At 71.5% G+C, this 12,967-nt stretch carries 11 protein-coding genes; 5 read left to right on the top strand and 6 right to left on the bottom strand.

Features of this window, described 5'->3' with window-relative positions; genetic code table 11:
- The first annotated feature begins 194 nt into the window (after positions 1 to 194).
- Entirely contained in the window at positions 195 to 2,135 is a 1,941-nt protein-coding gene (locus ACN9MP_RS06050) for an anthranilate synthase family protein (RefSeq protein WP_426324513.1), read from the top strand.
- A gap of 17 nt (positions 2,136 to 2,152) precedes the next feature.
- Here the strand turns inward: ACN9MP_RS06050 and ACN9MP_RS06045 are convergent, their stop codons facing one another.
- The 3 genes from ACN9MP_RS06045 to ACN9MP_RS06035 all read right to left on the bottom strand — a co-directional run bounded on the left by ACN9MP_RS06045 (position 2,153) and on the right by ACN9MP_RS06035 (position 5,208).
- Entirely contained in the window at positions 2,153 to 3,445 is a 1,293-nt protein-coding gene (locus ACN9MP_RS06045) for an RNA polymerase sigma factor (protein ID WP_426324511.1), read from the bottom strand.
- Positions 3,445 to 3,810, bottom strand: a complete 366-nt coding sequence (locus ACN9MP_RS06040) for a YciI family protein (RefSeq protein WP_426324509.1) — start codon at positions 3,808 to 3,810, stop codon at positions 3,445 to 3,447. The genes ACN9MP_RS06045 and ACN9MP_RS06040 overlap by 1 nt, the downstream gene beginning before the upstream one ends.
- Before the next feature lie 102 nt (positions 3,811 to 3,912).
- On the bottom strand, positions 3,913 to 5,208 hold the full coding sequence (locus tag ACN9MP_RS06035; protein ID WP_426324507.1) for a M50 family metallopeptidase: 1,296 nt from the start codon (positions 5,206 to 5,208) through the stop codon (positions 3,913 to 3,915).
- A gap of 92 nt (positions 5,209 to 5,300) precedes the next feature.
- Here ACN9MP_RS06035 and ACN9MP_RS06030 point away from each other — a divergent pair, with 92 nt between their 5' ends.
- On the top strand, positions 5,301 to 6,962 hold the full coding sequence (locus ACN9MP_RS06030; RefSeq protein WP_426324505.1) for a Mur ligase family protein: 1,662 nt from the start codon (positions 5,301 to 5,303) through the stop codon (positions 6,960 to 6,962).
- 278 nt (positions 6,963 to 7,240) lie between these two features.
- Here the strand turns inward: ACN9MP_RS06030 and dxr are convergent, their stop codons facing one another.
- Positions 7,241 to 8,326: a 1-deoxy-D-xylulose-5-phosphate reductoisomerase gene (dxr, locus tag ACN9MP_RS06025; RefSeq protein ID WP_426324503.1), complete on the bottom strand. Its 1,086-nt coding sequence runs from the start codon at positions 8,324 to 8,326 to the stop codon at positions 7,241 to 7,243.
- A gap of 38 nt (positions 8,327 to 8,364) precedes the next feature.
- Positions 8,365 to 9,330, bottom strand: a complete 966-nt coding sequence (locus tag ACN9MP_RS06020; protein ID WP_426324501.1) for an FKBP-type peptidyl-prolyl cis-trans isomerase — start codon at positions 9,328 to 9,330, stop codon at positions 8,365 to 8,367.
- Between the two features lie 74 nt (positions 9,331 to 9,404).
- Between ACN9MP_RS06020 and ACN9MP_RS06015 the strand changes: the two genes are divergently transcribed.
- Positions 9,405 to 10,232 carry a lysophospholipid acyltransferase family protein gene (locus ACN9MP_RS06015; protein ID WP_426324499.1) on the top strand — a complete coding sequence of 276 codons (828 nt, stop codon included), beginning with the start codon at positions 9,405 to 9,407 and terminating at the stop codon, positions 10,230 to 10,232.
- 4 nt (positions 10,233 to 10,236) lie between these two features.
- On the opposite strand, the gene ACN9MP_RS06010 is transcribed toward ACN9MP_RS06015, so the two are convergent.
- Positions 10,237 to 10,713, bottom strand: a complete 477-nt coding sequence (locus ACN9MP_RS06010) for an OsmC family protein (RefSeq protein ID WP_426324497.1) — start codon at positions 10,711 to 10,713, stop codon at positions 10,237 to 10,239.
- A 52-nt stretch (positions 10,714 to 10,765) separates the two neighbouring features.
- On the opposite strand from ACN9MP_RS06010, the gene ACN9MP_RS06005 reads away from it, so the two are divergent.
- Together ACN9MP_RS06005 and ald are read left to right on the top strand one after the other, a co-directional pair.
- Positions 10,766 to 11,755, top strand: coding sequence for an asparaginase (locus tag ACN9MP_RS06005; RefSeq protein ID WP_426324495.1), 990 nt, complete (start codon positions 10,766 to 10,768; stop codon positions 11,753 to 11,755).
- 56 nt (positions 11,756 to 11,811) lie between these two features.
- Complete coding sequence (ald, locus tag ACN9MP_RS06000; RefSeq protein ID WP_426324493.1) at positions 11,812 to 12,927, top strand: alanine dehydrogenase; 1,116 nt, start codon at positions 11,812 to 11,814, stop codon at positions 12,925 to 12,927.
- The last annotated feature ends 40 nt before the right edge of the window (positions 12,928 to 12,967 follow it).

The following is a 12,967-nucleotide window of genomic DNA, read 5'->3' as shown; positions in this document are numbered from 1 at the left end:
ATGGTGCGAAACCGGCGCCTCGTGGGCCGCTGAGACCAGATCGCCGACCAGGCGTGTGGTAGGTTCGGCGCATGTCCGCGCGCCTTTCCTGGTGGCTCACCGCATAGGCGGTGGGTTTCGCGTGACTCAGACCGCCCTCGGGGCGGTCTTCTTTTTCGTAAGGGAAGCCTCCCCACGACGAAAGAACGACAGCCATGACCGGGCCCGCCCACCCCTCGCTCCGGGAGATCGCCGAACTCGGCCTCCCCTTCGCCCTCATCGCCCGCGACGGAGAAACCGTCGAGCTGCTGACCGGGGATGTGGCCGACGTCGAGCGACTGGCCGACATCCCCCTCACCGACGGCACCGGCACGCCGCGCGAGGTGCTCGCACTGGTGCCGTTCCGCCAGGTGCGCGAGCGCGGGTTCGAGTGCCACGACGACGGCGCTCCGCTGCGCTGCCTCGTCGTCCGCGACCGTGTCTCGATCCCCCGTGACGAGGCTCTCGCGCAGCTGCCCACGGAGCCCGTCGGGCTGGACGACGCCGGCTTCGACATCGCCGACGAGGAGTATGCCGAGATCGTGCGCCGCGTCATCTCGGACGAGATCGGAGGCGGCGAAGGTGCGAACTTCGTCATCCGCCGCGACTTCACGGCGAAGGTGTCGACGGATGCCGCCACCGCCGCACTGACCTGGTTCCGGGCTCTCCTCGAGCACGAGCGCGGCGCGTACTGGACGTTCGCGGTCGTGACCCCCGGCCACGTCGCCGTCGGCGCCAGCCCCGAGGCGCACGTCAGCGCGCGCGACGGCGTGGTGACCATGAACCCGATCTCGGGCACGTTCCGCCACCCGGCCGGCGGCGCCACGCGTGAGACGCTCACCGAGTTCCTCCGCTCGACGAAAGAGACCGAAGAGCTTTTCATGGTCGTCGACGAGGAGCTCAAGATGATGAGCGCCGTGTGCTCCGACGGCGGCCGCATCACCGGGCCGCACCTCAAAGAGATGTCGCGGCTGACCCACACGGAGTACGTGCTGCGGGGCCGCAGCAGGCTCGACCCGCGCGACATCCTGCGCGAGACGATGTTCGCGCCCACGGTGACCGGCTCCCCCATGCAGAACGCCTGCACGGTCATCACTCGCCATGAGCGGACCCCGCGCGGCTACTACTCGGGCGTCGCCGCGCTGTTCACCCCGCGCCTGACGCTCGCCGCCGGTGAGGCCACGCACGACCTCGACGCGCCGATCCTCATCCGCACCGCCTACCTGGAGGACGGACGCCTGCGGGTCCCGGTCGGCGCCACGCTCGTGCGGCACTCCGACCCGTACGGCGAGGTCGGCGAGACCCACGGCAAGGCGGCCGGCGTGCTCGGCGCCATCGGCGCGGTCCCGCGCGACGCGGCCGCCGAAGCGGCCTCCTTGACCGCCGCCGACGAGGTCATCGACGAGGACGCCCCCGACCCGGCCCCGCGTCGCCTGGCCGACGATCCGGCCATCGCCGAGCTGCTCGCCTCCCGCAACCAGCGGCTCGCCGAGTTCTGGCTGAACCCGCAGGGCGCGGACGGACCCGGCCCGTTCGCCGGCAGGAGCGCGCTCGTCGTCGACGCCGAGGACCGCTTCACGACGATGCTCGCGCACCAGCTGCGTCACCTCGGCCTCGAGGTCGAGATCGCCCCGTGGAGCCAGGTCACCGACGAGCAGATCGATGCCGCGGAGCTGCTCGTTTCCGGCCCCGGCCCGGGCGACCCGCGGGACGCGTCGAGTCGTCGCATCCGTCGCATGAGGGAGGTCGTCACGCGGCGCCGCGACGCCGGTAAGCCGATCCTCGCCGTGTGCCTGAGCCATCAGATCCTCGCCGACACGTTCGGCATCGGCCTGGCTCCCCTCGATGCACCGCACCAGGGCCTGCAGAAGTCGGTCGACGTGTTCGGGATGCCCGCTTCGATCGGGTTCTACAACACGTTCACCGCGCGGGTTCCCGCCGGCACGACGCGGGCGGGCGAGGCGGAGGTCGCCGCCGATGCCGTGGGCGATGTCTATGCGCTGCGGGGGCCGGGGTTCGCCTCGGTCCAGGGGCACCTCGAGTCGATCCTGTCGCGTGACGGCATGACGACGCTCCAGCGCCTCGTGGAGCAGGCACTCGCCCCCGTCACCGCCTGACCCGGTCCCTGGTGGGGTCACCGGCCGGCGCGGGCGGCGAGCAGTCTCCGCTCGGCGTCGTTGGCGGTGAGCTCGAGGGCGCGGAGGTCGGCGGCGAGCGCCTCGTCTTCGCGGCCGAGGTCGCGCAGCAGCGAGGCGCGCACGGCATGCCACAGGTGCGACCGCGCGAGGGCTTCCTCCAGCGCATCCACCTCGGCGAGCGCGGCCGCCGGGCCCTCCACGCGCGCGAGGGCGACGGCGCGGTTCAGCCGCACCACGGGCGACCGGTCGTATGCCAGGAGCATGTCGTAGAGCGTGAGCACCTGCAGCCAGTCGGTGGAGGCCGCGTCCGCGGCATCCGCGTGACATGCCGCGATCGCAGCGTGGAGCTGCCAGCGTCCGGGACGCCGCAGTCGTGCCGCGCGTTCCAGTGTCTCTCGTGCGTCTGCGAGCAGCGCCGGATCCCATCGAGAGCGGTCCTGGTCGGCGAGCAGCACGAGTTCGCCGTCGACCGACCGCGCGGGCTCGCGCGCCCGATGGAAGCGCAGCAGCGCCAGCAGTCCCTGCGCCTCGGCGGCGCGCGGCAGCGCGTCGGCGATCACGCGCGCGAGCCACAGCGCATCATCGGCGAGATCGCGGTCGGCGGCGGCATCGGATCCGGCCACGAAGTGCGCCTCGCTGTACATCACCGACACGATCGTGAGCACGAGGTCGAGCCGCGCGGCGGCGTCGGGCCCCTCGGGAATGCGCAGCGGAATGCCGCTGTCGGCGATCTTGCGCTTGGCCCGCGAGATCCGCTGTCCCGTCGCAGGCTCCGTCGAGAAGGTGGCGCGGGCGATCTGGGCGGTCGTGAGTCCGCACACGGCCCGCAGGGTCAGGGCGAGCTGCGAGTCCGGCGCGAGCGCCGGGTGGCAGCATCCGAAGAGCAGCGCGAGCCGCTCGTCCGCCGGCGCCCCCTCGGTCACCGGCGCGCCCTCGGTCACCGGCGCCGGCTCGATCAGCGCCGCACGGTCTGCGAGAACCCGGTCGCGCAGCACGCGCTCGCGGCGCACCCGGTCGAGCGCGTTGTGCCGTGCCGCCTGCATCAGCCACGCTCCCGGCTTCGGCGGCAGCCCGCGGCGGCGCCAATGCCGCAGCGCCTCTTCCACGGCCTCGGCGACCGCTTCCTCCGCGACGTCGAAGCTCCCGAACGAGACCGTGAGCGCCGCCGTGATGCGCGCGGACTCCTCACGCACGACGGTCACGAGGAGCCGGTCGGATGCCGCGGCGCCGGCGTCAGCGGGGTGCGGGTCATCCGCTCCCGGCCGGCCCGCGGCATCCGATTCGGTCATCACTCGAACTGGCTGTAGTCGACCACCATGGGCCGGATCTCGACGGCCACGCCGGGGAACTCCAGGGAGGGCCAGGTCTTCACGAGTTCGATTGCCGCGTCGAGGTCGGGAACGTCGATGACACTGAAACCGCCCACGACCTCCTTCGCCTCCGAGAACGGCCCGTCCGCGACGACCGGACCGTCATCCCCCGAGCGCACCGTCGTCGCCGTGCTGACCGGGTGGAGTTCCGCTCCCGAGTCGTCGATCTTGTCGGCGTTCGTGCCGAACCACTCGTAGATGCGCCCGTAGACCTCCTGCCGGCGCTCCTCGGGCACCGCGGCGTCGAGCTCGGGGGTCGAGGTGAACATGATCACGTACTTCACGGTCGTGTCCTTTCGTCAGTGGAACCGTTGCATCCCTACAGCGAACGGACAAGACCGATTTCGACACGACCCGCGAAGATTCTTCGGGCCGGTGCGGGGGCGTCAGAAGAGCGTGACCGGGTTGAAGAGGTCCGCCAGGATGAGGACTCCGCCCATCACTAGCAGCGCGATGAACACCGCGAACGTCAGCGGCACGAGCCTGGTCGCGTCGACCGGCTTCGGCGGCGGCCGGCGGAAGAGCTTGGCCCACGCACGCTTGATCCCCTCCCAGAGCGCGACGGCGATGTGGCCGCCGTCCAGCGGGAGCAGCGGGATGAGGTTGAACACGAACAGGGCGATGTTCAGCGAGGCGAGCAGCGACAGGAACCCCGCGACGCGGTTGAGCACGGGTGAGTCGGCCGCGGCGACCTCGCCGGAGAGGCGGCTCGCGCCCACGATGCTGAGGGGTCCGTTCGGGTCGCGCTCCTGCCCGGTGACGAGGTCGACTCCGGTCTGCCACACCTTGACGGGCAGCTGCCAGATGATCCCCGCGACCGCGCCGACGTTCTGCACGGCCATCTGCGGGCCGGCCCAGATCGGCTGGCGCACGTACTCGACCGTGGGCGCGATGCCCACGAAGCCGACCTCCCGGGTGGTGGTGGTGCCGTCGGCGCCCGTCACCTCGGTCTGGATCGTCGCGGGCGTGATCTGCAGCGTCTGCTCGGCGCCGCCGCGCTCGACGACGAAGGTGAGCTGCTCCCCGGGCGCCGAGCGGATGATGGCGGATGCCTCGGCGAAGTCCGCGACCGGCTCACCGTCGATCGACACGATCACATCGCCCGGCTCGATGCCGGCGGCCTCGGCGGGGGCCTCGGGGGACGCGTCGGTGCATTCGGAGGAGCCGGTCGTCGGGACGCACTCCGACAGACGTGCGACCTCGGTCGTCGCGGTCTGGATGCCGATGCCCGTGAGCAGGATCGAGAACAGCACGACGGCGAAGAAGAAGTTCATCATCGGCCCGCCGAGCATCACGACGATGCGCTTCCAGATCGCGAGGCGGTAGAACACGTGCGTGTCGTCGTCGCCCCGCAGCGTCTCGTCGTTCGCGTCGCGCGCGTCCTGCACCATCGTTGCGAAGAACCCCCCGGCTGCGCGCCCCCCGCGGCTCGCGGACCGCGGCGAGGGCGGGTACATGCCGGCCATCGAGATGTAGCCGCCGAGGGGGATCGCCTTGAACCCGTACTCGGTGTCTCGGATGCGCCGCGACCAGAGCGTCGGGCCGAACCCGATCATGTACTGGCCGACGCGGACGCCGAACTTCTTCGCCGGCCAGAGGTGGCCGAGCTCGTGCAGCGCGATCGAGACGGCGAGGCCCACGACCATGAGGGCGACACCGATGACGAACGCGAGGATCTCCACACGCTCACGGTACCCGCGCGAGGCTTTGAGTTGGGTGTGACGACGGGCGGGGCCCCGGAGAGGGAAGGCGTGCATGCGAAGATGGATGCGCCATGCCCGACGCGCCTTCCAACCTGCCCCCGGTACTCCGCCCCGACGCGCCGCCGACCCACCTGCTCGCCGACCTCGCGGCGCGATTCGCCGTCGAGGTCCGCGGTGATCTCGAAGGGGTCGCCCTCACGGGCGTCACCCTCGCGACCGCCGACCTCCGTCCCGGCGACGTCTTCGTCGCGGTGCAGGGCGTCAACCGCCACGGCGCCGAGTTCGCGGGCGCCGCTGCCGAGAAGGGCGCGGTCGCCGTCGTGACGGATGCCGCCGGCGCCGACGCCGCGGCCGCGAGCGGGCTCCCTGTGATCCTGGTCGAGAACCCGCGGGCACTCCTCGGCGAGCTGTCGGCGTGGGTCTATTCGACCGGTCGCGACGACGATCTCCCGACGCTCTTCGGCACCACGGGCACCAACGGGAAGACGAGCGTGTCGCACCTGCTGGAGGGCATCCTCGGCCAGCTCGGTGTGACGACCGGTCTCTCGTCGACCGCCGAGCGGCACATCGCCGGCCAGGTGATCGTCTCGCGCCTCACGACCCCCGAGGCGTACGAGATGCACGCGCTCCTCGCCCTCATGCGGGAACGCGGCGTCGAGGCCGTCGCCGTCGAGGTGAGCGCGCAGGCGCTCAGCCGCCGTCGTGTCGACGGCATCGTCTTCGACGTCGCCGGGTTCACCAACCTCACGCACGACCACCTCGACGACTACGCCGACATGCGCGAGTACTTCGAGGCCAAGCTGCCGCTGTTCCGCCTCGACCGGGCGCGTCGCGCCGTCGTGTGCGTGGACTCCGAGCCCGGCGCGGAGGTCGTCGCACGCAGCGAGGTGCCGACGGTCACCGTGGGCACCCCGGCCCTCGCCTCGGACCCGGCTGCCGCGGCCGCCGCCGACTGGGTGGTCGAGATCCTCGACGAGCGCCAGGTGGGCACCGAGTTCCGGCTGACCGGCCGCGACGGGCGCTCCCTGACGACGCTCGTCCCGGTGATCGGGCGTCACATGGCGGCCAACGCGGGCCTCGCGATCGTCATGATCCTCGAGGGCGGCTACGCATGGGAGCGGCTGGTCGAGGCACTGGACCGCAGCCGCATCGAGGCGTACCTGCCTGGCCGCACCGAGCTCGTTTCCGGTGAGAGCGGCCCCGCCGTCTACGTCGACTTCGGCCACTCCCCCGACGCCTTCGAGAAGACGCTGGCAGCGGTCCGCCGCGTGACGCCCGGCAAGGTGGTCATGCTCTTCGGCGCCGACGGCGACCGCGACGCCACCAAGCGGCACGACATGGGCCGCACGGGTGTCGAGGGCAGCGACATCCTGATCATCACCGACCACCATCCCCGCCACGAGGACCCCGACTCGATCCGCGCGACCCTCGTGGAGGGCGCACGGCGCGCACAGCCGGACGCCGAGATCCACGACTATTCGCCGCCCGAGCGGGCGATCATCGAGGCGGTGGCGCTCGTGGGAGACGGCGACGCCATTCTCTGGGCCGGTCCCGGCCACCAGGACTACCGCGACATCCGCGGCGTCCGCACCCCCTACTCGGCGCGGGAACTCGCCCGGCGAGCTCTGCGCGACGCGGGCTGGCCCGTGCCCGAGCCGCACTGGCCGGTGCCCTACCCGGAGCATGAGACCCCGGCATCCGACCCTCTCCGGCCGGTGTACCCGGAGTCCTGAGCCGCTGCCCGGGGCTGAAGCGACCGCGCCGGCCGCCTCCGCTCCCTCAAATGAGGACCGTTGCCGAACTGCGGAAGCCTGCGGCGGGTCCGATCCTCACCCCGGCAACGCCTCTCAGCTGAGGACGAACACGGGAAGCCTGCGGCGGGTCCGATCCTCAAACGAGGACCGTTGCCGAGCTGCGGAAGCCGCGGCGGATCCGCTCCTCATCTCGGCAATGCTCCTCAATTGAGGACGAGCAGCGACGCGAGTGGCCCGCTCCCCACGGCTCCGCGGGATCAGGATGCTGCGGCGATGGCCTTGTCTGCGGTGCGGCGTGCCCATGCCTCGGCGTCGGCGAGGGCTGCGCGCGAGAGCGCGTCGGGCGCCTCGTGCGCGTCGACGACGCGGTCGACGACGTCAATGATGCCGAGGAAGCTCAGCCGCCCCTCGTGGAAGGCGTCGACCGCCTGTTCGTTGGCGGCGTTGAACACCGCCGGATAGGTACCCCCGGCACGGCCGACGTGCTTGGCGAGGCGCACGGCGGGGAATGCGGCCTCGTCAAGCGGCTCGAACGTCCACGATGTGGCCGTCGTCCAGTCGAGCGGCCGGCCGACGCCCGCGACGCGGTTCGGCCAGTCGAGCCCCAGCGAGATCGGCAGGCGCATGTCGGGCGGAGAGGCCTGGGCGATCGTCGACCCGTCGACGAACTCGACCATCGAGTGGACGATCGACTGCGGGTGCACGACGACGTCGATCTCGGAGTAGGGCACCCCGAAGAGGAGGTGCGCCTCGATGACCTCGAGCCCCTTGTTGACGAGGGTTGCCGAGTTCGTGGTCACCACCCTCCCCATGTCCCACGTGGGGTGGGCGAGGGCCTCGGCCGGGGTGACGCTCTCGAGCGACGCGCGGCTGCGCCCGCGGAATGGCCCCCCCGATGCCGTCAGCACCAGACGCCGCACCTCCGACGGCTCGCCGGCCCGGAGCGCCTGAGCGATCGCGGAGTGCTCGGAGTCGACGGGCACGATCTGCCCGGGGCGGGCGATGGCGGTGACGAGGTCTCCGCCGACGATGAGCGACTCTTTGTTCGCGAGTGCAAGCGTGCGTCCGGTCTCGAGCGCAGCGAGCGTCGGGCCGAGCCCGACCGACCCGGTGATGCCGTTGAGCACGACGTCGGCCTCGACGTCGCGAACGAGCTGTTCCGCCTCCCCGGCCCCCAGCGCGGTGCTCTCCACACCGAACTCGGCGGCTTGGGCCTCGAGCCTGTCGCAGTCGGACCCCGCCGCCAGTCCCACCACCTCGAACCGCCGCGGGTTCGCCCGCACGACATCGAGCGCCTGCGTGCCGATGGATCCGGTCGAGCCGAGGATGAGGACGCGCCGCATCCGGCCAGCCTATCGCCGGCCGGGTGCGCTCCCGCGGGTCACTCCGCCGTGGCCGCGCGCTGTACGCCGAGGATGTCGACCACGAAGATCAGGGGCGAGTTCGCCGGGATCGAGCCCTGGCCGGCTTCGCCGTACCCCTCGGCCGCCGGGATCACGGCGATCACCTGCGAGCCGACGGTCTGGCCCTCCAGCGCCTTCTGGAAGCCCTGCACCACGCCGGTGGTCTGGAACTGGGCGGGAGCACCGCGCTGCCAGCTGGAGTCGAACACGGTCCCGTCCGGAAGGACGCCGGTGTACTGGACGATCACGGTGTCACCCGATTCCACGGTCGCACCGTCGCCCTTCTTGAGCGTCGCGATCTGGGTGGTGTCGGGTGCCTGGAAGTCGTCCGCGACCGTGATCGTCGGCTCTCCGTCGTCGGCGAGTTCCACGGTCGGCATGCCCGCGACGGGCTCCTGGTCATCGCCGGTGGCCGCGGTCGGGAGCTCGTCGACGGACTGAGCGACCACGACGACGTTGGAGGCGCCGTCGCCGAGCATCGAGCCGGGGATCGTGAAGGCGGTGGTGGATCCGAGCGGGGTGCACAGAACGGCACTGCCGATGATGCTGTTGCCGTCGACGATCAGGGGCACCAGGCCGGTGTCGTCGGCGGAGGTGTCGGCCGAGTCGAGCTGAACCTCACCGGTAGACGGATCGATGATCTGATACTGCCCGGATACCAGCTGCCCGATGGCGAGGTCGTCGCCGTCGCCCTCCGTCGCGATCGTGCGCTGCAGGTCGGTGAACGCCAGGTCCGTGGGCACCTCGGCCGTGAGCTGCGGAGCCGCGCCCGATACCGTCACCGCATCGGAGTCGGCGCCCGACTTCGGGTCGAGGCCGCAGGCGGAGGAAGCCGTGGACGTCGGCGAGGGGGTGGCGTCCGGCGCCGCGGATCCCGAGCACCCGGCGAGCAGCAAGGTGGTCAGGGCCACGACGGACAGGGCGGCGAGCGGGCGAATGCGCACGGAAGGACCTCGAGTCAGGGAAGGGGAGCCTCCATCCTGTCGCATCTTTGCTCCGTTCACCCTGGGAAACGGCTATGCCGATTCCGGAATGCGACCGGGAGTACCCTCTACGGGTGACCTCCGACCTCGTTCCCGGTGCCGACCACACCGCAGACGGAGCCGTCGAGGACGTCGTGCCGCTTTCCCCGCCGGCACGCAAGATGGGCCTCACCTACGCGCTCGGCCGCGGCATCCTGACCCCCCTCGCACGAATCGTGTACCGCCCCCGCATCGAGGGAAAGGCCCACGTCCCGAAGTCAGGCCCGATCATCTTCGCGAGCAATCACCTGTCGTTCATCGACTCGATCGCGATCCCCGTCGCCGCTCCCCGGCCGGTGCACTTCCTCGCCAAGGCGAGCTACTTCGAGAAGCCGGCCTCCCGCTGGTTCTTCACCTCGATCGGCGCCATCGCGGTTCAGCGCGGCGCGGGGCAGGCTGCGCTGGACGCACTGGACCAGCAGCGCGCGCTGCTCGACGAGGGCAAGGCGGTCGCGCTCTACCCCGAAGGCACGCGCTCCCTCGACGGCCGCCTCTACAAGGGCCGCACCGGTGTCGCCTTCCTGGCCCTCCAGTCCGGCGCCCGGGTCGTGCCCGTGGGGCTCATCGGCACCGACAAGGTGATGCCGGTCGGCGCGAAGACCCCGTCTCTTCAGCACCGCATCACCGTCAGGTTCGGCGAGCCGCTCGACCTTTCGCACCACGGTCCCGCGTCGTCGGGGAAGGCACGCCGCCTCGCGACCGACGAGATCATGGCGGCGATCCACGCATTGTCGGGCCAGGAGCTCGCGAACGCCTACAACGAGGCGCCCGCCCAGGGGCCGATCGACCGCATCAAGCAGGCGCTTCCCCACGAGCGCCGCTGACCGGTCAAGCGCCGGCGACCACCACGGTCGGCTCGTGGCGCACCGGGAAGCTCACGGAGTTCGCGATGAAGCACCACTCGTGGGCCTGCGCGTGCGCGGCGGTGGCGGCATCCGTCATCGACGCGTCCGCGACGGTCACCCGCGGCCGCAGCACGACCTCACGGAAGGCGCCGCCTCCGCGGCCGTCCTCGACCATGAGACCGGATGCCTCGTCCTCATAGCCGACGACGACGACGCCCGCCTGCACGCACGCGTGGAGGTACGACAGCAGATGGCATTCGCTCAGCGCGGCGAGGAGCATGTCCTCGGGATTCCAGCGCGACGGGTCGCCCCTGAACGGCTTGTCCGACGACGCCAGCAACGCCGGCTTGCCGTCGATCTCGAGCGTCACCGCCCGGTCGTAGTCGCGGTAGCCGGAGGTGCCCGTGCCTCGATCTCCCGTCCAGGTCGTCCGGACGGAGTATCGATGCTCGCCCCACATGAGCACAGTCTGTCATGCGGGCCGGTCCCGGCCACGGCGGTAGGCTGGCGGGGTGCCGCAGACCTTCGCCGCAGCCGACGCCATCGAACTCGCCGTCGTCGAACGCAGCGGCTTCGTGGAGTCGCGGCACTCCGGCCTCGCCCTCGTGCTGGCCGCCGACGGCACGGTCGCCGAGAAGCTCGGAGACCCTTCCGCACTCGTGCTCCCCCGCTCGAGCCTGAAGCCTCTCCAGGCGCTGGCCTGCCTCTCGGCCGGTGTCACGCTCGAGGGGGAGCGACTGGGCCTGGCGACCGCGAGCCACTCGGGCACCGACCGGCACGTCGCCGTGGTCCGCGACATCCTCTCCCTCGCGCAGCTCGGTGAGGACCACCTCGCCTGCCCTCCCGCCTGGCCGGGCGACACAGCGACCCGCGATGAGCTCGTGCGCGAACTCGGCCAGCCGGCGCGCATCCGCATGAACTGCTCGGGCAAGCACGCGACGATGCTTCTCACCAGCGCCGTCAACGGATGGGACCCCGAGGGTTACCTCTCGCCGCAGCATCCGGTCCAGGTCCTCATCCGCGAGACGATCGAGCGCCTCATCGGCGAGAAGGTGGCGGCCACGGCGGTCGACGGGTGCGGCGCACCGGTGTACGCGATGACGCTGTTCGGGCTCGCCCGGGCGATCCACCGCATCGGCACCTCATCCACCACATCGCCGTTCGCCCTGCATCGAAGCGCCGGTGCACTGGTCGAGGCGGTGCGCGACGCCCCGTGGACCATCGACGGCCCGGGCCGGCCCGACACGGTGGTGATCGAGCGCCTCGGCGTCTTCGCCAAAGGCGGCGCCGAGGGAGTCATGGTCATGGTCGCGCCGAACGGCACCACCGTCGCCCTGAAGATGCTGGACGGCAGCGGCCGCGCTGCCACGGCCGTCGCGCTGCGGCTGCTCGAACGCCACGGGGCGCTCGCGTCCGCCGACGTGGCGGACGCGATGTCGAGGCTTCCGCTCACCGTGAGCGGCGGCGGACAGGATGTCGGGGCCATCCGCCCCGCCTTCTAGAGGCGCTCCCACCAGGAGCCCGAGCGCTCCAACGGCGGAGCGGAAAGGATCACACGATGAGGATCAGCGTCCCCACCGAGGTGAAGAACAACGAGTACCGGGTCGCCCTCACCCCCGCGGGCGTGCACGACCTGGTCGCGTCAGGCCATGAGGTGTTCGTGCAGCGCGGCGCGGGCGAGGGCTCGTCGATGCCGGATGCCGAGTACGAAGCCGCCGGCGCCGTGCTCCTGGACGACCCCGCCGAGGTCTGGGGGCGGGCCGAGCTGCTGCTGAAGGTCAAGGAGCCGATCGCGAGTGAGTACGGCTACTTCCGCGACGACCTCGTTCTCTTCACCTACCTGCATCTCGCCGCGGACCGTCCGCTGACCGAGCGCCTCGTCGCCGACGGTGTCACGGCGATCGCCTACGAGACCGTGCAGCTGCCCGGCGGAGGCCTGCCGTTGCTCGCCCCGATGAGCGAGGTCGCCGGCCGGCTCGCGCCCATGGTGGGCGCGAACACGCTGATGCGCTCGGCGGGTGGCCTGGGCCTCCTCATGTCGGGTGTGCCGGGGACGCGTCCCGCGACCGTGACCGTCATCGGTGGCGGGGTGGCCGGTGCCAACGCCGCTGTGATCGGTGTCGGGATGGGCGCCGACGTCACCGTCTTCGACACGAACGTGCAGCGCCTGCGCTACCTCGACGACCACTTCCAGGGACAGGTCAAGACGGCGGCCTCCAACCCGCTCGACCTCGATCGAGCGGTCGTCGCCTCCGACCTGGTCATCGGGTCGGTGCTGATCCCCGGCGCCAAGGCGCCGAAGCTCGTCACCAACGAGATGGTGGCGCGCATGCGGCCGGGCTCGGTACTCGTCGACATCGCCGTCGACCAGGGCGGATGCTTCGAAGACACCCGTCCGACCACTCACGCCGATCCCACCTTCCCGGTGCACGGCAGCACGTTCTACTGCGTCGCCAACATGCCGGGGGCCGTGCCGAACACCTCGACCTCGGCGCTCACGAACGCCACGCTCCCCTACATCCGTCAGATCGCGCGACGCGGCTGGGCCGAGGCCCTCCGGTCGGATGCCGCTCTCGCGGCAGGCCTGAACACCGTCGGCGGGCGCATCGTGAACGCGGGCGTCGCGACGGCGCACGAGCTCGAGCTCGGGCCGCTGGAGGCGGCGCTCGCCTGACGCGGCGAAGGCCGCCCACGCCCCGGACCCGCGGAGTCCG

Origin of the sequence: Microbacterium sp. E-13, from assembly GCF_049912955.1 — a bacterium.
In the GTDB taxonomy this organism is placed as follows: Bacteria; Actinomycetota; Actinomycetes; order Actinomycetales; family Microbacteriaceae; genus Microbacterium.
Note: the sequence above shows the minus strand (reverse complement) of the source record. Positions and strands in the feature narration are given on the sequence as shown.

What these genes read in the sequence shown, in the direction of transcription:
- ald (WP_426324493.1), top strand. Translation starts at nt 11,812, where the DNA reads ATGAGGATCAGCGTCCCCACCGAGGTGAAGAACAACGAGTACCGGGTC.
- ACN9MP_RS06015 (WP_426324499.1), top strand. Translation starts at nt 9,405, where the DNA reads ATGCCGATTCCGGAATGCGACCGGGAGTACCCTCTACGGGTGACCTCC.
- ACN9MP_RS06030 (WP_426324505.1), top strand. Translation starts at nt 5,301, where the DNA reads ATGCCCGACGCGCCTTCCAACCTGCCCCCGGTACTCCGCCCCGACGCG.
- ACN9MP_RS06045 (WP_426324511.1), bottom strand. Translation starts at nt 3,445, where the DNA reads ATGACCGAATCGGATGCCGCGGGCCGGCCGGGAGCGGATGACCCGCAC.
- dxr (WP_426324503.1), bottom strand. Translation starts at nt 8,326, where the DNA reads ATGCGGCGCGTCCTCATCCTCGGCTCGACCGGATCCATCGGCACGCAG.
- ACN9MP_RS06010 (WP_426324497.1), bottom strand. Translation starts at nt 10,713, where the DNA reads ATGTGGGGCGAGCATCGATACTCCGTCCGGACGACCTGGACGGGAGAT.
- ACN9MP_RS06050 (WP_426324513.1), top strand. Translation starts at nt 195, where the DNA reads ATGACCGGGCCCGCCCACCCCTCGCTCCGGGAGATCGCCGAACTCGGC.